General features: G+C 70.4%; 19 protein-coding genes. 2 read left to right on the top strand and 17 right to left on the bottom strand.

Going from position 1 to position 22,821, the window contains the following annotated elements:
* Positions 1-63 precede the first annotated feature (63 nt).
* Together ACZ9QC_RS19345 and ACZ9QC_RS19340 are read left to right on the top strand one after the other, a co-directional pair.
* Positions 64-1,167 (top strand): methyltransferase, encoded by a 1,104-nt coding sequence (locus ACZ9QC_RS19345; protein WP_472921261.1) that lies wholly within the window; start codon positions 64-66, stop codon positions 1,165-1,167.
* Between the two features lie 182 nt (positions 1,168-1,349).
* Positions 1,350-4,091, top strand: a complete 2,742-nt coding sequence (locus ACZ9QC_RS19340) for a helix-turn-helix transcriptional regulator (protein ID WP_472921260.1) — start codon at positions 1,350-1,352, stop codon at positions 4,089-4,091.
* A gap of 345 nt (positions 4,092-4,436) precedes the next feature.
* On the opposite strand, the gene ACZ9QC_RS19335 is transcribed toward ACZ9QC_RS19340, so the two are convergent.
* The 17 genes from ACZ9QC_RS19335 to ACZ9QC_RS19255 form a co-directional block, all read right to left on the bottom strand.
* The gene (locus ACZ9QC_RS19335) at positions 4,437-5,579 is read right to left on the bottom strand and encodes a serine hydrolase domain-containing protein (protein WP_472921259.1); all 1,143 of its coding nucleotides are present in this window, start codon (positions 5,577-5,579) and stop codon (positions 4,437-4,439) included.
* Between the two features lie 65 nt (positions 5,580-5,644).
* Positions 5,645-6,394: a phosphodiesterase gene (locus ACZ9QC_RS19330; protein WP_472921258.1), complete on the bottom strand. Its 750-nt coding sequence runs from the start codon at positions 6,392-6,394 to the stop codon at positions 5,645-5,647.
* The gene (locus ACZ9QC_RS19325) at positions 6,391-7,365 is read right to left on the bottom strand and encodes an EamA/RhaT family transporter (protein WP_472921257.1); all 975 of its coding nucleotides are present in this window, start codon (positions 7,363-7,365) and stop codon (positions 6,391-6,393) included. The genes ACZ9QC_RS19330 and ACZ9QC_RS19325 overlap by 4 nt, the downstream gene beginning before the upstream one ends.
* Positions 7,355-8,614, bottom strand: a complete 1,260-nt coding sequence (locus ACZ9QC_RS19320) for an ATP-grasp domain-containing protein (protein ID WP_472921256.1) — start codon at positions 8,612-8,614, stop codon at positions 7,355-7,357. The genes ACZ9QC_RS19325 and ACZ9QC_RS19320 overlap by 11 nt, the downstream gene beginning before the upstream one ends.
* A gap of 11 nt (positions 8,615-8,625) precedes the next feature.
* On the bottom strand, positions 8,626-10,308 hold the full coding sequence (locus ACZ9QC_RS19315; RefSeq protein ID WP_472921255.1) for a CTP synthase: 1,683 nt from the start codon (positions 10,306-10,308) through the stop codon (positions 8,626-8,628).
* A gap of 97 nt (positions 10,309-10,405) precedes the next feature.
* Entirely contained in the window at positions 10,406-11,794 is a 1,389-nt protein-coding gene (locus tag ACZ9QC_RS19310) for a cation:proton antiporter (protein ID WP_472921254.1), read from the bottom strand.
* Entirely contained in the window at positions 11,781-12,308 is a 528-nt protein-coding gene (locus ACZ9QC_RS19305; protein WP_472921253.1) for a dCTP deaminase, read from the bottom strand. The genes ACZ9QC_RS19310 and ACZ9QC_RS19305 overlap by 14 nt, the downstream gene beginning before the upstream one ends.
* Positions 12,305-12,868 (bottom strand): P-loop NTPase family protein, encoded by a 564-nt coding sequence (locus tag ACZ9QC_RS19300; RefSeq protein ID WP_472921252.1) that lies wholly within the window; start codon positions 12,866-12,868, stop codon positions 12,305-12,307. Before ACZ9QC_RS19300 ends, ACZ9QC_RS19305 begins: the two co-directional genes overlap by 4 nt.
* The gene (locus tag ACZ9QC_RS19295; RefSeq protein ID WP_472921251.1) at positions 12,865-13,956 is read right to left on the bottom strand and encodes a hypothetical protein; all 1,092 of its coding nucleotides are present in this window, start codon (positions 13,954-13,956) and stop codon (positions 12,865-12,867) included. The genes ACZ9QC_RS19300 and ACZ9QC_RS19295 overlap by 4 nt, the downstream gene beginning before the upstream one ends.
* Positions 13,953-14,417, bottom strand: coding sequence for a type II toxin-antitoxin system RatA family toxin (locus ACZ9QC_RS19290; RefSeq protein ID WP_472921250.1), 465 nt, complete (start codon positions 14,415-14,417; stop codon positions 13,953-13,955). Before ACZ9QC_RS19290 ends, ACZ9QC_RS19295 begins: the two co-directional genes overlap by 4 nt.
* Positions 14,418-14,437: 20 nt before the next feature.
* Positions 14,438-15,037, bottom strand: coding sequence for a DUF6031 family protein (locus ACZ9QC_RS19285; RefSeq protein ID WP_472921249.1), 600 nt, complete (start codon positions 15,035-15,037; stop codon positions 14,438-14,440).
* Positions 15,034-16,143: a DUF6001 family protein gene (locus ACZ9QC_RS19280; RefSeq protein ID WP_472921248.1), complete on the bottom strand. Its 1,110-nt coding sequence runs from the start codon at positions 16,141-16,143 to the stop codon at positions 15,034-15,036. The genes ACZ9QC_RS19285 and ACZ9QC_RS19280 overlap by 4 nt, the downstream gene beginning before the upstream one ends.
* A gap of 4 nt (positions 16,144-16,147) precedes the next feature.
* Entirely contained in the window at positions 16,148-17,857 is a 1,710-nt protein-coding gene (locus ACZ9QC_RS19275) for an alkaline phosphatase family protein (protein ID WP_472921247.1), read from the bottom strand.
* Positions 17,854-18,636: an HAD hydrolase-like protein gene (locus ACZ9QC_RS19270; protein WP_472921246.1), complete on the bottom strand. Its 783-nt coding sequence runs from the start codon at positions 18,634-18,636 to the stop codon at positions 17,854-17,856. Before ACZ9QC_RS19270 ends, ACZ9QC_RS19275 begins: the two co-directional genes overlap by 4 nt.
* The gene (locus tag ACZ9QC_RS19265) at positions 18,633-19,880 is read right to left on the bottom strand and encodes a hypothetical protein (protein ID WP_472921245.1); all 1,248 of its coding nucleotides are present in this window, start codon (positions 19,878-19,880) and stop codon (positions 18,633-18,635) included. The genes ACZ9QC_RS19270 and ACZ9QC_RS19265 overlap by 4 nt, the downstream gene beginning before the upstream one ends.
* A gap of 2 nt (positions 19,881-19,882) precedes the next feature.
* A complete protein-coding gene (locus ACZ9QC_RS19260) occupies positions 19,883-22,384 on the bottom strand; it encodes a dCTP deaminase domain-containing protein (RefSeq protein ID WP_472921244.1) in 2,502 nt (833 codons plus the stop codon).
* Positions 22,385-22,505: 121 nt separating this feature from the next.
* Entirely contained in the window at positions 22,506-22,643 is a 138-nt protein-coding gene (locus ACZ9QC_RS19255) for a hypothetical protein (RefSeq protein ID WP_472921243.1), read from the bottom strand.
* Positions 22,644-22,821 lie beyond the last annotated feature (178 nt).

The raw sequence follows: 22,821 nt of genomic DNA, 5'->3' as shown, positions 1-22,821 counted from the left end.
TCCTGACACACCCTTCTTCTCCTGACACAGATCTGACCTCCCCTCACGAAAGGCAGTCATCACATGAGCACGCACACGGACACGGGCACGCACGGCCGTCGGTCCCCGCACGAGATCATCTCTGTCGCGACCGCGTTCTGGACCTCGAAGGCGCTGCTGAGCGCGGTGGAGCTGGGGGTCTTCGCGGAGTTGGCGAAGGGACCGCTCGGTGGCGAGGAACTGTGCGGGCGACTGGGCCTGAAGGGCCGGGGCGCGCCGGACTTCCTGGACGTCCTGGTCTCCATCGGACTGCTGGAGCGCTCGGACGACGGCGTGTACCGCAACGCGGAACTGGCGGACACCTACCTGGACCCGGGCAAGCCCGCCCAGGACATCTCCGGCTACCTGGAGTACCTCAACTCCGCCTTCCCCGCCTGGTCCCAGATGTCCGCGGTGCTGCGCAGCGGTGACCGGCTCGACTTCTCCGAGGCTCTTCGGGCCGCGGCGGACGGCGGGGCCGAAACGGCCTCCGGTGCCGTACTCACGGAGGCGGACGCCGAGGCCGACACCTTCGGCGAGGCCTTCGCCACCCCCGAGCAGGTCACCGGGTTCGTCCGCTCGATGACCGGGTTCAGCCTGGGCGCCCACCAAGCGCTGGCCACCGCCTTCGACTGGTCCCAGGTGCGCGAGGTGGTCGACGTCGGCTGCTCCGAGGGTGCCTTCCTCGGCCATGTCCTGGCCGCCCACCCGCACCTGACCGGGACCGGGTTCGACCTTCCGCAGGTCGCCGACCGCTTCCGGACCTATCTGGCGGGCGTGGGCCTCCCCGACCGGGTCCGGTTCGCGGCCGGCGACTTCTTCACGGACCCGCTGCCGTCCGGGGACGTCCTGGTGATGGGGCACGTCCTGCACGACTGGAACCTGGACATCAAGCAGATGCTGATCCGCAAGGCGTACGAGGCGCTGCGGCCGGGCGGTTCCCTCCTGGTCTACGAGATGCTGATCGACGACGAGCGGCGCAGCAACACCACGGGCATGCTGACCAGTCTCAACGTCTCCCTGGTGTCGGCCGGCGGGCTCGGCTACACCGGTGCCCAGGCTCAGGCGTGGCTCACCGAGGCGGGCTTTCGCGAGGTGTCCGTCACCCATCTCGACGGTCCCGAGTACATGGTGGTCGGCACCAAGTAACGGTAAGACCGTGTCAGCGCCAAGTAACTGGTAAGACCGTGTCAAAGATTCCCTCGAAACCGGCAGTACCCGCATTGCGTCGTAGAGTTGATCATGGCGCACCGGAGTGCATGGGAGCGCTCCCGTGCGCCGTGGCAATCGAAGCTGAACAGCTCCGTGTTCCATGCGGATAGGACGGTTTGATGGGGATCCTGGTAATCCAAGGTGGCCCCGGAACAGGCAAGACCAACACCTTGGCGGAAATCAGAAGACAGGCCGAGAAGTCGGGTGCGTTATGTCTGACCGTCAGTGGATTTCACGACGAACGCAAAATCCGTTTCGCCGCACTTTCTCAGCTCACGCACGCACCGGGAATTCCGGGAAGTCTGCGGTCCGCGCTGTTGCGGCTGATCGACCGGGCGGCGTCGGGGGCGCCCTCGGACGACCTCCCCGCCCGGCTGCTGCGGAACGTCGTCTCCGAGATGGCCGAGTGTGCCGCCCGGCAACCCCTCTTCCTCGTCGTCGACGACGCTCATCAAGTGGACCCGGTTTCGCAGTCGTGTCTCCTGCACATCATCCGGCGTGTCGAATCCCACGACGTCACCGTGGCAGTGGCCTTTCCCCGCACCTGCCGGGGCCGCATCCTCGACCCGCTGGAGTTGGTCGGCCTCGGCTCCCGGCTGATCGAGACCACCACGCTGCGGGAGGCCGAGGTGAGCCGGCTGCTTCAGGAGCGGACCGATGCCGACACCGCTCTCCGGCTGGGCCCCGACGTCCACGCGATCAGCGGCGGGAACCCCGCCCTGGCCACGGCACTTGTCCATGACGTGGTCCAGGCCGGCCCCCTTCGACCAGGGGACCCGGTCCCGGTCGGCGACGGCTTCCGGACCGCCTATCTCGGCGTGATGAACCGTCATCCCGACCTCGCCGCATGCGTCGAGGCGCTGACCGTGCTCGGCGAGAACGCCACCCGGGCCCGGGTGGCGCGGCTGCTGGACAAGTGCCCGGCCGCGACGGGGACGGACTTCGACGAGCTCGAAGCGGCGGGGATGCTGACCGGGGGAGCGTTCCGGCACCCGGCTCTCCCCGGTTTCGTGGCGGCTTCGATGGACGGCACCCGCCTGCGACGGCTGCACCGGCGGGCCGGCGAGCTCCTCTTCTCCGACGGAGCGCCGGCGGCCGTCGTCGCCCGGTACCTGGTCGTCGCCGACGACGCGCCGGACATCTCGCAGGTACGGGTGCTGCTGTACGCCTCGCACCACCTGCTGCTCGACGGCCAGGCGGACGAGGCCGTCGCCTGTCTGCGCCTGGCCGACCGGGCGGACCTCGACGACGGGATTCGCAACGAGGTCGCCACGGCGCTGATCGGCACCCTGTGGTGGACCAATCCCGGGGCGGCGGAGCCGGAGGTACGACGCCTGCTGACCGCGGCGCGCAGGGGGCAGGTCCACTGCCATGCCCTGCGTTTGCTGGTGGTCTGGTACCTCTGGTTCAACTGGCGGGAGCTCACACAGGAGACACTGGCCAGGGTGACCGAGCAGTGTGGAACAGATCATGACCACGGTGAGGAACTGGTACGGGACCTCCGGACGCTGGTCGGCTATCTGCGGCCGGAGCTGCTCGAAGACCTCGCCGCCTCTCCCGCTGTGTCAGTTGTGTCTGCCATGTCCTCCGTGTCCGGTGGTCCGCCGTCCGGCGGACGGCTGGGGCACTCATGGGCGCTCCTCGCGGACGACCGCGCCGACTCCGCCCGGCCGCACGGACCCGGCCCAGCCCCGGTGCCGGTCCCGGACCATGAGGCCACTGTGCGGCGCGAAGAACTCTCCGACGCCTGCCGGTTCTGGACCAGGGACCTCATGGGCGTACTGAGGCTGGTGTGGGAAGGCGAGATGAGGCTCGCCGACCGCTCCTGTGCCGAACTGCTGGGCCGGATGCCCCCCGGTGGCCTCGCGGCCCGGCGCGCCTTCCTGTCCGGGCTGCACGCCCACATCTGCTGGAGTCTCGGCGACCTGAGCACCGCCCTGTCACGCGCCACATCCGCCCTTGACCTCTTACCCGACCACAGCTGGGGCATCGCCATCGGTCTCCCTCTGTCGGTCGTGATCAACGCCCACACCGCGCTGGGAGACCTGGACCGGGCGGCCGACTACCTGGAACGCCCGGTCCCCCGGGGGATGCAGGGGTCGTTCTTCGGCGCGCTGTACCACCTGGCCCGGGGCCGCCGACTCCTGAGCGCGGGACAGGCGGGCGCGGCGCTGGACGCCTTCGTCTCCTGCGCACCGGCGTGCGAGCCGCCCCACACCCGGGGGTTCGACCTGCTCGGCTGGCGTGCCAGTGCCGCGGAGGCCCATCTGGCGCTCGGTGAGCCGGAGGAGGCGCGGCGCATGGCGAGGGCGGAACTCACCGCGCTGGGCGCCCGGCCGACGGAAGCCCGGGGCCGCGCCCTGACGGTCCTGGCGACCCTGGCCGAGCTCCCGGAGCAGCGCAGAGCGCATCTGGAGGAGGCCGAGCGAGTCCTCAGGCTCACCGGCAGCAGACTCTCGCGGGCCGGTGTCCTCGCTCAGCTGAGCCGGCTCGACCTTGCCGAAGGGAACACGGGCGAGGCCCGCGCGCGCCGGAACGAGGCGCTGGACCTGGCCCACCAGTGCGGTGTGCCCGAACGCGTGCTGCTGCCCTCGCCGTTCCCGCCGGGGCGGCATACGGACTCCCCGGTACCGCCGGGCGAGGCCGTTCCCGCGCAGGGCGGCGGCCAGGCCGCGTCCCGGCTGTCAGAGGCCGAGTGGAAGGTCGCCTCACTGGCGGCGGAGGGCAGGTCCAACCGGCAGATCGCCAAGGAGCTGTTCGTCACGGTGAGTACGGTCGAACAGCATCTGACGCGGGTGTACCGCAAACTCAAGGTCCGCCGCCGCTCGGACCTCTCCGACCTCCTCCTGTCATCGCACTGACACCCGCCGCCACCCCGACGAGAGCCAGGGCGGTCGGAGAGTCTCTGGCCCGTCGCCACCGGAACACGCGCTCCGGCGCTGCGGCCCGAGCGGGGTGCGCGTGGCCCGGCCGAAGAAGCCCCGCTCGTCCCGCCGGCCCGACGGCGTCTCCCTGAGGCTGGCGGGTAGAGCGGAGCCGAGCCGAGCGGTCCTCGGTGGCGGTCTCCGAGTCGCACCACGCCCAGGCCGTCGTTGTCGCCCACGGACAGGCTTGATCGTCCCGGCGCGGGTACCCCTGGCAGGAGCCGCAGTACGAGAATCCCGGCTCAGGGATCGTCCGAGCCGGGATTCGTTTCGGATGCGGCCTCAGCCGACAGCCAGGACCTCATTGATGAGCAGGGTGTTCTCACGGTCCGCGGCGTCGCCCACGGCGAACCGGTCGCGGACGTACGCGTACGCGATGCCGAGGCGCGGGCTCGCGAACGCGGCGGAGCCGGCCGCCCCCGAGTGGCCGAAGGCATCGGAGCCGAGGGCGGGGTAGCGGACGTCGTAGAGCTGGAAGCCCAGCGCGAACCGGCTCTCGGCTCCGGTGACGACGTCCGGCCCCACCGACTGGGGCCGGGTGAACGTGGCGACCGTATCCGCGGTGAACAGCGGCGGCGTCCCGTCGAGACCGCCGAGGAGGGCCGCGTATGCGCCCGCCGCACCCCGTGCGGACGCGACACCGCCCGCCGAACCCTGGCCGAGTTCCCGGACGCGCCGGACGTTCGCGAAGGTGGCCAGGTCGGGCAGGTACCGGGTGCTGAACGCGATGGCGCCCAGGTCCTGGCCCTCCGGAGGGTCCGGGGGAGGGGGGATCTGTCCGGGCTCCGGGGCGGCGGGGCGCATCGGCCGGTAGCGGGGCTCCAGCTCCCGCGGCAGGCCCAGATGGAAGTCCAGCCCGTGCGGGCCGCGCACCCGGTGCTCCCACCAGTCGTGCAGGGTCCGGCCCGTGGCACGGCGTACGACCTCGCCGACGAGTGCGCCGATGACCAGGCCGTGGTAGCCGAAGGCCGTGCCGGGCTTCCAGTAGGGCTGCTGTGCGGCGAGCCGCTCGGCGAGCACGAGGTCGTCGGCCAGCTCCTCGACGGTGAAGTGCTCGTCGACGCCGATCACACCGGCCTGGTGGGCCAGCAGTTGCCGCAGGGTGATGTCCGCCTTGCCGGCCTGCCCGAACTCCGGCCAGTACGCGGCCACTTCCCGGTCGAGGTCGAGGACTCCGTCCTGGACCAGCAGGGCGGCGACCATGAACACCGCGCCCTTGCTCACCGAGTACACGCCGAGGAGCGAGTCACCGTCCACCTCCGGACCCGCCCAGAGGTCCACCACCAGCCGCCCGTTCCGGTACACCGCCAGCTGCTGTCCGGGGGCCCCGGGCTGTGCGTCGATCACGTCGGCGAAGGCGGCGCGCACTCCTTCGTACCCGTTGTCCGTCCACCCGTGGACCGGGTGTGGCTCATGGGCCTTCATGTCGGTGTCTCCTCGTCGGTCGACACGATCGGGTCGGCCCTGGTCGGCTCCGCGGGGGCGGGGACTCACAGGGCCCTGACATGGCTGGTGACGCGTCCCTCCTCGTACAGGTGGAAGGTGAGCGCGAGTGGGGCTCCGCGGGTCTTCCAGGAGTCCTCGGGTCCCTGCTCCCAGGGAAGGAGCGCCGTGGACGCGATGCCCGGGGCGCAGAGCAGTGGCAGGCCGGCGAAGGTGGTCGTGGCCGCTGTGTGGGCATGGCCGCACAGCACGGCGAGCACCTGGTCGTGGCGTTCGAGGACCTTTGCCAGGGCCGTCGGCTCGCGCAGGGCGATCCCGTCGATGTACGGCAGGCCGAGCGGCGTCGGCGGGTGGTGGAAGGCGACGAAGGACGGCCGGTCGGGGGCGGCCGCGAGGGTTTCGTCGAGCCACCGCAGCGTGCGAGGTTCCAGCGCGCCCTCGGGCCGCCCGGGTACGGAGGAGTCGCACATGAGGATCCGTACGCCGCCGATGTCGTGGACCTCGTCGACCGGGGCGGGCCCGGCGGGAAGGCCGAGCAGGACCTCGCGGTACTCCGGCCGGGAGTCGTGGTTCCCGGGGCACAGCAGGACGGGGTGACGGTCGTGGAGCGGAGCCAGTGCCTCGCGGGCCTGGCGGTACTCCGCCTCGGTCCCGTGATCGGCGATGTCGCCGGTGATGAGAACGGCGTCGACCGTGCCGGGCAGGGTGGTGAGGTACTCCACCACCCGCCGGACACGGTCCGCGCTCTCGGCACCGCCGTCCAGGTGCAGGTCGCTGAGGTGGGCCAGTACGGTCATGCCTTGGCCTCTTCGGCCGGCTGACGGGCGGGATCCTGCTTCCCCGGGCGCCTCCCGTGGCGCCAACGGGCCCAGGTTCCCAGGCACATCGCGGCGGACACCGCCATGATCCCGATGAAGGTGTGCTGCGACTGGTGCAGCCTCGGGTCGAGGAACTGGGTGATGTAGGTGATCAGCAGGTTCGTCCCGAACAGCATCGAGACGGTGATCGGCTCGGTCCGCACGATGCCCTGCTGCAGCAGGTAGAGGGAGAGGATGACCCCGATGACGCTGATCGCGAGGATCGCCCCCACGTTCGCCGGGGAGTACGGCCCGAAGCTGTCGCGGACCACGAGCAGGGTGAGCGTGGCCACGATGAGGGCCACGAAACGCGAGGCCATCATCTGCGGAACCGTCATGCCGGCGTCGCCCAGCCGCTTGGTGTAATAGGTGACCCCCGACAGGGAGATCGAGGTGAGGAAGCACATCACCAGCCCGAAGACCAGTTCCCCGGTCGGCACTTCACCGATGGCCGACGCCCCGTCCGACGCCATGGCCAGCAGGTAGCCCATGGCCCCCAGCATGGCCGCGGCCGCGGCCAGCTCCAGCGGGAGGGCCTTCGTGCCGGGACGGAGCTTGAAGCCGAGCACGATGGTGATGGTGGGGCCGAGCCCGATGATCACAGAGTTGGCCACGGCGGGCTCGAGGACGGTGAACGCGTACAGCACCGCGATCCAGCAGACCGCGGTGGAGATGTTCAGCATGATGACGTCGGGCAGACAGCGGCGCACCACGGACTTCAGCGCCTGCTTGTCGCGCAGGGTGAGGAAGTAGAAGGCCTGGGCGACGACGAAGGAGTTGAAGGCGATGAACTCCGGTGACAGGCCCTGGACCAGCGCGCCCTCGAAGACCGACTTGGTGGAGTTGATGACGCAGTAGCCGAGGACCAGCAGGGGGCCGGCGGCGAGGGCGAGGCGGCGCTCAGACGACATCGTAGAAGCCCTCGCCGTCCAGGTATCGGGCCGTCATGTAGTCGTGCGTGACCACGCCTTCCACCTCGTGGAGCAGGTGGACGAGCATCGGGTAGGTGAGGTCGTTGACCGTCCGGGACATCTCCTCGCCCGGCCGCACCTTCAGGAGCACGTCGTGGAAGCTCTCCAGGGCGCGCAGTTCGGACAGCTTCGGGTAGTCGACGAGCTTGCCGCCCTCCGGCGCGATCATGTTGACGCAGACCGCGTGCCGGGCGACCTCGTAGTCGGTGTGCCGACGGGCCTCGAAACCTGCCGGGTCGGTGTAGGCGAGCACCGTCCACTCCAACTGGCTCTCACCGATCGCCGCCCGGGTGAGCAGCGGGAGCATCGCGCCGCAGACCCGGGCGCCGGTCTCGACCAGCCGGGGGCCCTGCGGGGTGAGCTTCAGCTCGGTGTGCGCGGGGCCGTTGCGGATGCCCAGGGCGTCGAGCACGGAGAAGGCGTAGGCGGCCAACAGGTCCTGTTCGGGACCCTGGCGGACCATCAGCGCCGATCCGCCGAGCAGATCCCGGACCCCGTTGACGCCGAGGTGCTGGGTCTTCCACAGGTCGCACACGTAGTGCTTTCCGTCCAGGCTGACCGTGTTGACGTAGTACTCGGCCCCCACCAGGTACTCCTGGGCGACCACCGCGTCGTTGCGCAGTCCCAGGGCGCTCTCGGCGCCGACCAGTGCCTCGAAGGCGGAACGGACTTCCGCGGCGGTGGAGCAGAAGGACACACCGTCGTTGAGCGCGCTGCGCACCGGCTTGAGGACCACGGTCCGGTCGGTTTCGCCGTACCAGGCCAGCAGGGTGTCGAGATCGCCGGCGAGAATCTGGTCGGCGGCCGGCACGCCGGCGGCCTTGACCGTTTCCACCATCCGGAACTTGTCCCGCCGAGCGGTGCTCAGCGCTGTTCCGTTGGTCCGCAGGTCCAGTGCCTCGCTGAGTATGTCGGCCAGTTCGACACCTATCTCGGCGCCGGGCAGCAGCGCGACCGGGCTGTAGGGGGCGATGGCGGCCAGCGTCTCGGCCACGTCGCCGCGGTGGACGACGGTGTCCAGGAAGTCGTCGGGCCGGAAGGACGCTCCGAAGACCGGGGGTGGTTCCTCCAGACTCCGCACATGGAGGCAGTCGTAGCCCCGGGCATGGAAGAGCGGCGCGAGATGGCTCGCGGTGGAGTAGGCGTCGACGATGGCGACGACGGGGCGCGGGCCCTGGGGGGTGCTCATACGGGGATCCTTCATGTGTGGGCGCGGGGTGCCGCGCAGGGGGTGGAGGTGATGCGGTCGACGGCTGCTCCGACCAGGCCCACGAAGAGCGGGTGCGGGCGGGTCGGCCGTGAGCGCAGTTCGGGGTGTGCCTGCGTGGCGACCAGGTAGGGGTGGATGTCCCGCGGGTACTCGACATGCTCGACGAGCCGGTCGTCCGGGGAGGTGCCGGAGAAGACGATGCCGCTCTTCCGCTCCAGGTCCGTGCGGTAGGCGTTGTTGACTTCGTAGCGGTGGCGGTGGCGTTCCGCGACGTACTCCTCGCCGCCGTACACCTCGCGTACGAGGGAGCCCGCGGCGAGCTTCGCCGGGTAGGTGCCGAGGCGCATCGTGCCGCCCAGGTCGCCCTCGCCGGCCACGATGTCGAGCTGCTCCGCCAGGGTGGAGACGACCGGGTGGGCGGTGGCCGCGTCGAACTCGGTGGAGTCGGCGTCCGGGATGCCGGCGAGGTTGCGGGCCGCCTCGATCACGACGCACTGGAGGCCCAGGCAGATACCGAGCAGCGGCACCTTGTTCTCACGGGCGTACCGGATGGCGCCGATCTTGCCGGAGACACCTCGGTCGCCGAAGCCGCCGGGTATCAGGACGGCGTCCACGTCGGAGAGTTGCTTGTGCGCACCGTCCTCCGTTCCGCACTTCTCCGACTCCACCCACTTGATCTTGCACCGCGTTCTGTTGGCGAAACCCCCCGCGCGCAGCGCCTCGGCGACCGAGAGGTAGGCGTCGGGCAGGTCGACGTACTTTCCGACCAGAGCGACGGTGACCTCGTGGTCGGGGTTGTGGACGCGATCCAGCAGGTCGTCCCACCGCGTCCAGTCCACATCGTGGAAAGGGAGGCGCAACTTGCGCACCACATAGGAGTCCAGGCCCTCGCTGTGCAGGACCTTCGGGATGTCGTAGATCGACTTGGCGTCGATCGCGGCGACCACGGCGGCCTCGTCGACGTCGCACATCAGCGAGATCTTCTGCTTGATCGCCGCCGGTACGTCGCGGTCGGCGCGCAGCACGATCGCGTCCGGCTGGATGCCGATGTTCCGCAGGGCGGCGACCGAGTGCTGGGTGGGTTTGGTCTTCAGCTCTCCCGAGGGGCCGATGTAGGGCAGGAGCGAGATGTGGACGACGAAGACGTTGTCGCGGCCGACCTCGTGACGGACCTGGCGGACGGTCTCCAGGAACGGCAGCGACTCGATGTCGCCGACCGTGCCGCCGACCTCCGTGATCACCACGTCGACCCCGTCCGCCGCCATGCGGCGGACGCGGTGCTTGATCTCGTCGGTGATGTGCGGGATGACCTGCACGGTGTCGCCCAGGTACGCGCCGCGCCGCTCCTTGGCGATCACCGTCGAGTACACCTGTCCGGTGGTCACGTTCGCCGAGCCGTCCAGGTCGACGTCGAGGAAGCGCTCGTAGTGGCCGATGTCCAGGTCGGTCTCGGCGCCGTCGTCGGTGACGAACACCTCGCCGTGCTGGAAGGGGTTCATCGTGCCGGGGTCGACGTTGAGGTACGGGTCCAGCTTCTGCATCGTGACCCGAAGCCCCCGAGCCTTCAGCAGCACCCCCAGGCTGGAGGCCGTCAGGCCCTTGCCGAGCGAGGAGGCGACACCCCCGGTGACGAAGATGTGCTTGGTCGTCGTTGCTGTGCGCGGCTTGGCCAAGGCAGGGCTCCGGTGGTCGCGAGGGTGCGGGGGAGGAGGCGGAGGAGGGGGAGGAAGGGGTGCGGAGAAGGAGGGCGAGGGAGGTGCCCGGGCGTGCTCAGTCCGCCGCGGCCTTCACGGGCCGCGTGCGCTGCCCGTCCACGGACGGATCGGGATCGGCCGGCATCGGGTCGCGATCGTTCGGCATCGGCTCCTGATCGTCCGGGTCGTGGGAGAAGGCCCCCCGGCCCACGGCCCGCTCCAGCCACCAGCCGGCGAACTGTGAGGTGAAGACGGCGGTGAGCACCAGCGTGGTGAACAGCGAGGCGTTGATGATCCCCGCGTCGTAGGAGACGGTGGCGAGCACGATGCCCGGCCCGCCGCGCGCGTTCAGCGCGACGGCGAGGTCCAGGGACTCCGCCTTCGGCTGCTTGGCCAGCCGGGCCCCGCCGTACGCACTGGACGCCTTCGCGACACAGGCCACCAGGATGAATCCCACGGTGAGCCAGGGGTCGAAGGAGTGGACCAGGTCCAGCTTGAGGCCGACGACCGCGAAGTACACCGGGATGAAGAACCCGGACGCGAAACCCCGGAGATGGCCGAGCGCGTCGCTCCGCGAGAGGCCCCCGGTCATGCCGGACAGCAGACCCACGACGAACGCGCCGAACATGGGGGCGACCCCGAGGAACACACAACTCGCGGCCACGGCGAGGACGACGGCCATCCGGACCGCCACCCGGCCGAGTGGCCGGTCCCCCGTACCGGACGTGGCGCCCGGCAGGCGCCGCAGCGCCGCTGCCGCCAGCACCATCAGACCGAAGAAGGCCACCGACGCCATGGAGTGGTAGGCCGCCGAGCCGTTCGCCGAGCTGATCCCCAGGGTGTGCGCCAGGCCGAAGCCGTTCTCCTCGCCGCCCGCGACCATGCCCAGCGCCACGGACAGGACCACGTTGAGGACGATGTCCTCCAGCACCGCGACCGACAGCACGATCCGTGCGAACGGGGTCCGGATGATGCCCAGGTCGAGCATGATCCGGGAGATCACCGGGATGCTGGTGATCGCGATGGAACAGGCGACGACCAGGGCCAGGGCCGGCACGTCGGCGGCCGGCCCGAGCACATCCCCGGTGTCGATCGCCCTGACCAGGAGCAGGCCGAGTGCGAAGGGCACGACCATGCCCGCCACCGCGATCAGGACCACGGAGCGGCTGTCCCTGCGGGAGAAGACCGTGCGCATCTCCACGCCCGCGGTGAACATCAGCAGCAGCATGCCGACCTGGTAGACCAGCGACAGCCCGGACGCCACGGGACCCGTCCCGGGGAAGAGCCAGGTCTGCGCCTCCGGCAGCAGCTGGCCCAGTACGGTCGGCCCCAGGAGCAGCCCGCCGACGATCTCTCCGATCACCGGGGGCTGCCGGAACCTGGCGAAGAGTCGCCCCACCGCGTGTGCCGATGCCAGGAGCAGGGCCAGGGCCATCAGTACGCGGAAGAGGTCAACCTGTGACACGGGCGTCCAGACTGAAGCGGGAGGCCACGGCGGAGGAGGAGCCCGTGTACTTGCCGTCGTAGCCGACGGCCTCGCCCTGCATGGACCAGAAGGCCAGCTTGCCGATCATCATGCCCGGGTACACCCGCACCGGGTGAGCGACCTTCATCTCCAGTGTCCAGGGGAAGACGGCGCCGCTGTGTCCGAGCGGGGCGGAGAACTGGATCCAGATGCCGAGCGTCGAGGCGGACCGGCAGGCGTAGAGGGTGGCGGCGTAGTGCGGGCTTCCCATCGCCTCCATGGTGCCGCCGAGGTAGAAGCGGCCCGGTTCGAGGACCATGCCCTCGGCACCCATCTTCACGTGCGCGGCCTGGGGCGGCTCGAAGCAGTCGATGACGTCCTGCTCGTACCAGAGGATGTCGTCGGCGAGCCTGAAGCCGTAGCTGTTCGGCTCGATGCGCTCCGCGTCGAAGTCGTCGATGTGGATACGTCCCGCTCGTACCTCGGACAGGATCTCGGGCCCGCTCAGAATCACAGCCAGCTCCCCAGCAGCTCGTGGACAGCCGACCGGTAGGTGTCCAGGCCCGCCCCGTTGTCGATCACGGCATCCGGCTCGATCAGGTCGATCTCCCGGGTGGAGCGGTCCGCGCGCGACGGGTCGCCGCGGCCGGCCAGCCGCACCTGGCGCAGCTCCTCGGCACAGGTGATGCGCAGGACCCGGAACCCGTGACCGCGCAGCGCCGGGGCGTCCACGTGCGGGTCGCGCAGATCGTCGTTGACGACGAGATCCGCGTCGACCGCGGCGAGCCGCGCGGCGAAGTCGTCCGCCAGCGACTCGGGCCGGATCCGGCGCATCGCGTCGGCGAGCGCCTCCATCAGGACCTGGTCCTGGGCTCCTTCGTGGAGGGAGCCGCCCGCCCTGCGATACACCTGCTGCTGCAGGTCGTACAGCGGGGCGGCGAGCTTGACCCGGGCGTAGGCCAGGCCCTTGTCCCGGGCGAACTCCTCGATGAACGTGGCGCAGGTGGACTTGCCCGCGCCGGCCAGGCCGACGACGGCTACCCGGAGGGGGCGGCGGGCTTCGGTCGTCGTCATCGGTTCTCCTGTTCGGGGGTCGTGCCGGTGCCGGTGGGGCGACTGCCCAGGACCACGTCCGGGTCGACGTCGAGAGTGCCGTGCAGGCGGACCATGGCCACGGAGTCCAGCACGGTGCGCAGTTCGCCCAGTGAGCGGTAGAACCGCGTGTAGTCCGGGACCAGGTACGACTGCCAGGTGAAGAAGGTCGTGTCGACCTGCCGGTCCACGATCTTGTTCAGATGGGCCCAGCGTTCGTTGTCGTCCGTGAGGTGCCGGACGGTCAGCGGCTCCCCGGGCCTGACCTCGGGCAGCAGCAGCGCGGTCAGTCGCCTGGGTTCGGCCGTGAACTCCGCGCCGAGCCAGGACTCGAAGACGTCGGGGTCCATGAGGATCTTGTGGCCGGGCTCGTACGTGTCCACCTGGTCGTCGACGCCGTCGCGGACCATCTGCTCCAGCCGCGCGTCGGCCCGGATGGTGCCCACGCCCACGTACGGGTAGTCGCGCCACGGGTGGACGAGGACCGTGCCGTCCTCGATCGTGCAGAACAGCTTGTCGCCGGTGAAGTACCGCCATCCCGGCCGCCGCAGGACGGAGAGCAGGGTGGTCGTCTTGCCTGCGCCCTTCGGCCCGGCGATGATCACGGCCTCGCCGTCGCGGTGTACCCCCGAGGCGTGGAGGACGACCGTGCCGAGGTTCTCCTCGTTGCGGATCACGAGATCGCGGACGAAGTCGAGGACCTGGACGGTGGACTTCTCGGTGATGCGCAGCGCGAAGGTGTTGTCCTTGGCGGTGTCCACGGGAGCGTCGAGCAGGGTCGCCCGGTTGATGTACCGGCGACGGCCGCCCCCGTCCACGATGTGCGCGTCGAAGTTGAACTCGGCGGCGTTGCTGCGGCGCACGATCGACTGGGGCGTCTCCCAGATCTCGGCGGCGACATCCGCTTCCGGGTCGTAGCCGTGCACGTCGATCCGGAAGGTCGGCTCGTGGGCCGCCTCGGCGGAGATCAGGTGCCGGAAGAAGCGACGCACCGGCTCGAAGACGGCCTCCGCGTCCTCGGCCACGTCGAACCGCACGGTGGTGTGCAGGAAGTTCAGGTACAGACTCATGTCAGGTTCTTCTCCGGTGCACGGTGTGCTGCGGCGCAGGCCGACACGGAGCGCATCAGCGCGTCCGCGTGGGCCTGGAAGGACTGGGACCAGATGGGTTCGAGGAGCGGGGCCAGGCCGTCGACGCCCAGCTCGAACGCGAGGGAGAGCCGGACCCGGGTCCCGGCCGGCGCGGCGGTGACGGCCCACTCGCCCGACAGCTGCTCCAGGTCGCCGGTGGTCTGCTCGAAGCGCAGCCGCAGGCCCGGGCCGGCGGCCTCCCGCTGCACCCAGGTCACCTCGCTGCCGTTGAGCAGCACCTTCCACTCGTTGAGCCGGAAGGTCTTGTCCTGCTGCGACAGCGGGCGCACGGCGACCACGTGTCGGGCCCGCGACGCGATGCCCGCGCTGTCCTTGACCAGTGCCCACATCTCGTCGGGGGTTCGCCCCTCGACGAGCAGCTCCGCCTGAATCTCAGGCATGTTCACCTCACCTCTCTGTTTCAGGCGGCCTTCATGAAGGGGGCCAGGAATCCGATGTCGAGCCCGGCCGCGCGGGCGAGGACGGCCCAGACCCGCAGGGTGTGCAGCATGTCCCGCTGCCCCTCGGCCACCAGCCGGTCGGGCAGCTCGCCGGGGAAGGCGGCCAGCAGCCGTTCCCACAGGGTGTGGATCTCCTCGACCGCGCAGCTGTCGCCGCCGAACTCCTCGTACAGGCCGAAGACCTCGGCCAGTTCGGGGCCGGTGGCGTCGACCACCTCTCGCATCCCGTACTCCAGGGCGACCGCCAGGCAGTGGGCGTCGTCCACCGGGGCGCGGCCGGCCAGCCGCTGGTCGATGTCCAGGAGCTGCTCCAGGAAACGGAGCTTCGCGGCCTGCTGCATCTGCGGCTGCTCGGTGCCTCCTTCGAGATCCTCGATGTACGCCCGCCCCTCGGCCAGCATCAGCCAGGCGGCCTGCACCCAGGCCTCGACGGCCCGCGGGCCGGCCATGACGTGCCCGGCCCGTACCGAGGGGAACGCCGTCAGTTCGGCGGCGGCCCGTGTGGTGCGGGGCGTGCGGCCCTCGGTCATGTCCGACTCCTTGTTCCCGTACGTGGTCATCGGCCCGCCTCCGTGACCGGGTAGCCGACGCGCAGCGCGGCCGCGCCCGCGCGGAGCGCACGCAGCAGCGAGGCCGCGGACTTCGCGTCGAGCCCGGCCAACTCGTCCAGGCCGACGGCGGGGCCGGTGAGCGGAAGGTCCCTCTCGGCACCGACACCGGGGAGCACCACCCCGTTTCCGGAGCCCAGCACGAGCGTCGAGCCGGCGAGGAACGGCTGGACGGATCCGGTGAGTTCGGCGCCCACGGTGACCGTCTCGGCGGTACCGGTGGCCCGTACGGCGTCCAGGGCGAGCGCGGCGAACGCCCCGGCCAGCGGCTCGCCGGCGGCGGCCGGACTCAGGGCGGCGCCCACGCCCTTGCGCAGCCGCTCCACGTCCGAGGCGACCGCTTGGAGCCGGTCGTCGTGCCAGCCGCCCTCGGCCACGAGCCGCGTCCAGCGCAGCGCGTACCACTTGCGTGTGGTGTAGACGTCGCCGTGGTGCGACAACAGTGCGTCCATCAGGTGCAGGAGCACGTTGTACGCGTAGCCGACCCGCCCGCGGGTCTCCCCGGCGGCCTCGGCCAGCACGCAGTGGACGGCCTGCTCGACGGCGGTCTGCAGAGAGGCCCGGCTCCAGACCCGGCTGAGCGGGGGCAACCAGTCGAGATACGGCGCGGAGCCGTCCAGGGTGATGCCGTTGACAATGCGTTCGGTCTGCTTGCGGCGCGGCTCGCGCAGTTTGTCCCAGGCCCGGAAGCCGGCCACGGTCTCCTCGGCCGGCAGGCCGGCGAGCCGGTGCAGCTCGTCCAGGTTGGAGGCGAGCTCGGCCCGGCTGAAGGAGACGACCTCCAGGTGGTGCCCGTTCTCGAAGATCTTGGTGGAGATCCGGGGGCCGTCGATCTCGGCCTCCTGGATGCGGATGAAGTCGAGGTCACTGGTGGGGTTGGCCAGCCCGTGCACCGGGGAGCTGGTCAGCATCAGCAGCCCCTCGCCGACCCGTTCGCGCATCAGGTCGGAAAGCCACTCGGCGTCCAGGGACCGGCTCTCGAGGAACGCGGCCACATGGGCGTGGCGGTGTGCTGTCAGGTCGGCCGGGGCCAGGACGTGGGGAAAGCCGGACGGCATACCATCAACTTTCGTCGGTCGGTTCGAATGTGCCGGGGGTGTGCGCGCCCGCCACGGCGGGGTCCACGCCGAGCTGGCCGAGGACCAGTGCGGCCGGCCAGGTGTTGTCGATGACGCCCGCCCGGCCGTCGGCCGTGATGCCCGGACCGACGGCCGCGTGGACGGCATGGAGCCTGCTGTCACCGGTGTAGACGACGTGGGCGCCCGTCTTCGGGACCCGCCGCACCACCTTCTCCTCGCCCAGGATCTGGGCGGTCGGCTGGTAGTCGTCGGCGAGGGCGACATAGGCGACGAAGGGGTCGGAGCCCAGGTCGGCCGCACGGGTGCCGTCCCGGTCCAGGAAGCCGGCCACGACGGGCCGCCCCGTATCGGGATCGGTGAGGGAGTCCAGGGCGGTGCGGGCCCGCTCCATGGCGGCCCGGGCCCGTACGGGATCGCCGGCCAGGCTCGGCCCGGCCCACAGGGAGCCGTTGTTCGCCGGGTGGTAGAACACCGCCGAGCCGTCGGCGTCGAGGCTCCCGTCCGGGCCCGTCCGGACCAGGCCGGCCTGCGCCAACCGGTCGTTGACGTGGACCAGATGAGTGCTCCCGACCATGCCGTGGTCAGCGCCGAGCACCACCGTGTCCTCGGGCCCCGCACGGTCGAGCATCCGGCCCAGCACGGAGTCGGACCACTGGTAGCAACGCCGGATGTACGACCACACCGTCTCGGAGATGTCCGCGCGGTGGGCGGCGCTCTTCTCGTCGCACCAGCCGAGCAGTTCATGACCGACGTCGTCCGTCATCGGCAGGTAGACGACGACCAGATCTGCTTCGTGCGTCTCCAGTACGGCATCGGCGGCGGCGCCGAAGGAGCGGGCCACGCACTCCACCGAGGAGAGGAACACCTCCTCGGCGCTGCCGTCTCCGCCCTCCGCCAGCCGGGGGCCGAAGACCCCCTCCCGGTAGAGCGGGCCCACCCCCTCACCGGCGAACGGCGGGCACTGGGCGAACCGCTGCAGCGTCTTGCGATTGCGTCCGGCGGAACGGGGCCGCCAGACCCCGGTGTGCACCAGCAGGAGCCGGCCGCGGGCTTCGACGCAGGAGATCCAGGTGCCGTGCTCGCGGTCCAGTTCCAGCGGCTGCCAGCCGCCGCCGGGTTCGAGCAGCGGCTCGTCGGCACCGCCGCCCCCCGGAGCCCCGGAGACCCGCACCCGCACCCGGACCCGCCGGGAGAGCCCTGCCTCCACCGAGACCCCGACCCGGAACCCACCGATCCGCCAGTCCTGGTGCGGGGCGTCCAGCTCCCGTGCCGCGGGCCGGGTCACGCGTCGGCTGTACGCCTCCACCGCGCCGTCGATGTGCGGGCCGACCTGGTCCTCGTGGTCGAAGACCCAGGGGGCGTGCACGAGCGCGCTGCTGAGATCGCGCTCCGACAGGGTCTCCCAGACCGGCGGAACCGCGGGGAACCCCGGTGAGAAGCCGCTGACATGGCTGGCGATGCCCTCGCCCGCGCCGGGCACGGTGTACCCCGTGACCTTGTGCTCGCGGGGCCAGGCACCCGTGAACAGGGTCGCCAGCGACGGCGGGGTCTGGCAGTTGGGGTGCGCAGGACGGGCGGCCGCGAAGGCGCCGCGCTCCCGCATGCGGCGCAGCGAGGGCAGGGCGCCCTCCCGCTCCAGCCGGTCCACGACCCAGTGCGCCGCCGCGTCCCACACCACCCAGTACACCGTCATACGGCGACCAGCTCGCGCAGCAGCCCGGGAAGAGAGGCCACGGAGTCGATCTCGTGGTCGGCCCGGCCGGTGAGCCCCTCGGCCCGCTGGTCGGTGAACTTGCCCGTCCGTACCTGCACGGTCCGCATGCCCGCGGCCCGGCCACCGGCGATGTCGGTGGTGGCGTCGTCGCCCACCACCACACACGCGCCGACGGGCAGTTCCAGGGACCTGGCCGCGAGCTCGAAGAAGTCGGTGGCGGGCTTCCCCAGCACCCGGGCCCGCGCGCCCGACGCGTACTCGACGGCGGCCACCACGGCACCGGTGTCCAGATGGTCGCCGTCGGCCCGCTTGAAGTAGCGGCCGGTCTGCAGGGCGAGCAGTTCGGCCCCGTCGCGCACCGCCCGGAAGGCGCTGTCGAGCGTCGCGTAGTCCAGCGTGTCCCGGCAGTCCCCGATCAGCACATGGGTGTACGGCGGCTCGTCGGCCAGCGTGGGCAGTACCGCGCTCAGCTCCCGCGAGACCAGCGCGCGGGTGCGTGCCCCGGCCGCGGTGAGCAGCTGCGTGGCCGCGACCACGGGGGTGAACAGTTCGTCCACCGCCACCGTCAGCCCGTACCCCGCCAGTTCGGCGTGGATCCGGTCCGCCGTCCTGGAGTCGGTGTTGGTCAGGAAGCGCAGCCCGATCCCGAGTCCGCGCAGGGCGGCCACCGCTTCCACCGCACCGTCGACGGCGGTTCCCCGGGCGTACAGGGTGCCCTCCAGGTCGAGCAGGACGGCTCGCACCGGCGTGCCCGTCATCGGTCCACCTTCCGCGCCAGGTCGGGCCGGGCGGCCACGGCGTCCTGGAGGAAGGTCCGCTTGGAGTAGAAGCCCCGCTCGTCGTTGAGGCCACGAGCCCGCAGGAACGATTCCAGCCAGGCGACGATCTCCGTCATCTCCGCGAGCACCTCCGCCTCGTCCGGCTCGACGGCGACGCGGCTGCGCAGGTACTCCAGCTCGCACTGGTTGAGGGTCATGTCGCGGGCTTCGACGAGACTGCAGTGGTCGAAGAAGATCCCGTAGACGTGCCCCGTGCGCACGGACTCGAAGTTGATGTCGTAGCGGACCCGTCGGAACGACGGCAGCCGCACGGCCTGGACCTGGAGTTCCTCCCGGACGTACTGCTCGAAGCGGCCGTCGTCCGCGAGGTCGAGGCCGTAGGTGTGCGATTCCCGGCGCTCGAAGGTGTCCTCCGCGTACCACTTGCGCTTCAGCAGGTGCTTGCCGTCGGTGGTGGGGATGAAGGAGGCGTAGCCGCGCTCCTCCTCGGGGCCGGTGATCTCGAAGAGGTGGTTCAGGTAGTCCCAGGCCTGGTATTCGTCCCGGTACTCCATGATGTAGCCCGGCAGCCCGCCGGCCAGCATCTCCTGGTACAGCTCGACCGTCAGCGTCCAGGAGTCGACGGGCGGGGCGAGCGTGTACTTGTACTCCAGCTCCTTGCCGGCGAAGCACTTGCGGTAGTAGCGCTGGTGGTTGTTGAGGAAGAGGAACCGTTCCGCGTGCAGCCGCACCGCCTCCGGCAGCCACCCCAGGCTCTCGACCTCGGACGCGGCCACCGGCTCGGGTGTGATCCGGATGAAGCAGGCGTCCTCGGCCAGGAACCTGATCTGGCTGTGCACATGGGCCCGGTCGCCCTCCGCCGTCACATAGAAGAGCGGCACCAGGGGGCCGGTCCGCCCGTCGGTGACCGTGGCCACCGCCGCCCGCAGGGCCTCGCCCGGCAGCATGCCGGGGAACAGGTCGTCGCCCTGGGCCTTGAGCGTGTGCCGACGGGAGCCGTCGACGGTTCGGGCGGACAGTTCCAGCGGTCCGAGCCGGTCCCAGCGCACCACGACCGTGTTGCTGGGGAAGGGCTGCTCCACGGGAGCGTCGAGCTCCACGAGGACCACCGCGTCGGTGCCGGCGAGCGGGGCCGTTCCGTTGAGCAGGTGGAGCCCGCCCAGGGCCAGCCAGGCCCGGCGGCGGCCGGCCGTGTTCGCCGTCGGTACGGAGGTGTCGCTCACGTTCATTCTCCCTTGCGGCCGGTCGTGGCGACGGTGCCGTCGCTGATCACTGCCTCGGCTCCGGTGATTCCGGCGGCGGTCACCGCGGGGATCCGGGCCTCGCGCAGCAGGATCGCCAGGTGTCCGAGCGCGGATCCCTGGTCGAAGACGAATCCGGCGACGTGCTCGATGAGGACGGAGAGCACGGCGTACGGCCGGGAGGCGCTGACCACGGGCTTCTCGTCGTAAGACGAGACCAGGTCGAGGATCCGGGCCAGTCCCTCGTGCTCGCTGACGTCCTGGGACTTGTCGATGCTCACGGCCGGGCCGATGGAGAGCCGGCGCAGCAGCGCGTCGTCGTCGAGCCGCAGCAGCGGTCCGCGGGCCGTGCCGGGCGAGATGCAGACCTCGCCGTGGGAGACGGTGACGGAGTCGTCGCCGCCGAGCACCGAGTAGTCGACGAAGTAGAGGGTGCCGTTGTCGTACACCCACTCCAGGGTGACAGGCCCGTGCTTGGTGTGCATGGCCGCGGTGAAGCTGGCGATCTCGTCGAGGTGCGGACGCAGGACGACCCCGGCGGGCGGGAACGTGGCGTTGGCGGGGTCGTCATGACCCGCCGTCACGTCCTTGACGACGATCGTCTCGCCGCCGGCCGTGCCCCGGTTCAGGGCCATCAGGCCCTCGTCCGTGTACTCGACGACCAGGCCCGTCTCGCCCACCTGACGGGAGATCACTCCGAGTTCGCCGCGGATGAAGTCGCGTACGACCACGCTGTGCAGCGCCGTACCGTCCGCGGACGCCCCGGTGGTGACCGCGAGCTGGGGCAGCACTTCCTCCTTGGGCACCACGATCTGGCGCAGGGTGTCGCCGAAGTCCAGCACGCACTCGTCGGTGCCGCCGCTCAGCATCGCCTTCAGGGACGCCGCGGTCTCCGCACCGTGCAGGCCCCTGCCGTTGAACCGCACGACCCAGCCCGCTCCGGTGGACACACCGTGCTCGTGGGCCATCCGGTGGGCGGGCCCCCGCTTGGCGGTGTAGCCGCCGTACACGGCCGCCACCGCGCCGAGGTTGAAGGAGGAAGGGAGTTCGTCGAGGTAGAGCCGGTGGCCCTCGGCGACCGGCACGGGGGAGGTGGTGGACACCTCACGGGCCGCGGTCAGCGGCCGGACCTGGACGAGGTGGACACCGTCCGCGTCGGCCGCCCACTCGACGTCCACGTGGTGGCCCCGGCTCTCGCGCAGGCGCCGGACCATGTCGATGACCTCGACGAGCACAGGGTGGTCCGCTTCGGTCTGTGGCGACGGCCCGGCGGCCACCTCGGCCGAGTCGGTACGACGCGGTACGGCGACACCGGCGACCAGCGCGTCGGCGAGCCCCTCGACGTACTCGACGACCACGTCGTCGTCGGCGCCGTCGAGTCCGGTGAACGCCACACCGGCCAGCGTCGGCCGCACCAGACGCTGGACGATCACCGCGAGGCGCGGCGTGGACCGGAAGTTCCCGGCTCGGATCCGGGCTGCGACCGCCGGAGCCTCGTAGTAGGACCTCCAGCACCGCTCGATGGCGTCGATCACCGCGTCGACACCACGAACGCCCAGGACGGACTGGTGCACGCCGGCGAGACTCGAGTCCTCGGTGTCCTCGTCCAGGCCCGAGGAGCGGACCGCCAGCTCCACCCCGTCCACGTCGCCGAAGACCTCGGTCACCCGGGCGGCGAGAAGTGCGCGGGCCTGCTCCGGGACGCGGATCTCGGCACTGATCTTCTGGATCTTCGCGACGGAGTCCGTGAAGAAGGCGCCAACCGTGGCTTTGAGATCGGCGAAGGTGTCCGCGAGTGACGTCTTCTGCTCGTCGGTCAGCGCGTCCGCAAATTCACCCGCCGGCACGCAGAATGCGGTCGGCACCTTGAAAGCGTGGCTGGAGAAGCCGAGTTGGGCGAACTTGGGACCCACTTCGCTCGGCTCGAAGGTCGCGCCCAGCCCCGGAAAGCGCTGACGTGCGAACTGCTTGTCGAAGTCCACATGAATATCGCTGGACCGGGGGCCGACGGAGCCCTGGTACTTGCCGTCGTAGAGGATGATGTCGCCCTGCGGGCGCCACCACATCATCTGGCCGATATTGATACCGGGGTACACGCGGACGCGGTTCATGCTGTAGAGCTGCAGAGTCCACTGGCCGGTGTAGCCGATGTCCCCGAGGCTGGCGGACAGGTTGATGAACAGGCCGAGCCGGGCGACGGAGGAGCGCGCGGCGAAGGTGGGCGCGTAGTGTTCGCTGCCCAGCCGCTCGATGGTGTGGGCGAGATAGAGCCGACCGGGCTCCAGGACGTAGCCGTCGTCCGGTATCTCTATCTCTTCGTACTGGTTGGTCTGCCGGGCGTCGAGCGGCATGTCCTGGTAGACCCTCAGGGTCTTGCCCAGGCGGAAGTTGTAGCTGTTGGGATTGACCTGTTCCGGAGTGAACGGCTCGATCGTTATCCGACCATTCTTGCGTTCACGTTCGATTTCGGTCCCGGTCAGAATCATGGATCGCCTATTCGCTTGTTCCCGGTGAGGGGGCATGCCGACGCAACTGTCCGGCCGGAGAGTGGGTGGCGGGGAGGAGGAGGGAGAGACCGGAAGGCCACCTGGAGTCGGTGGGGGTCGCTCAGCCCCAGCCGGTGTCCTGCGTGGCGACGCCGACCTTGCCGGCCGCCGTGGTCGTGACATCCGTCGGCCCGCTCGCTGCGCCGACGGCCAGGGCCAGGGCCCAGCCGACGAGAACGGTCGTGTATAGGAGCTTCAAGAGTCTTTCCTTCGCCTGCATGTGGGGTGATGTCCACCTCCTGATCACACAAGTTGGTGCGAAGTGAAGGAGGCGAGGCGAATCACCATGCCATTCAATGCATGGTGATTACATAATAATGAGGCGTCATCATGCTGCCACGCAGCATGATGACGCCCGGAAAAATGGGACAACATAT

This window comes from Streptomyces sp. HUAS MS02, from assembly GCF_055702265.1.
The sequence above is the reverse complement of the archived record's forward strand: the minus strand, read 5'-3'. Positions and strand labels throughout refer to the sequence as shown.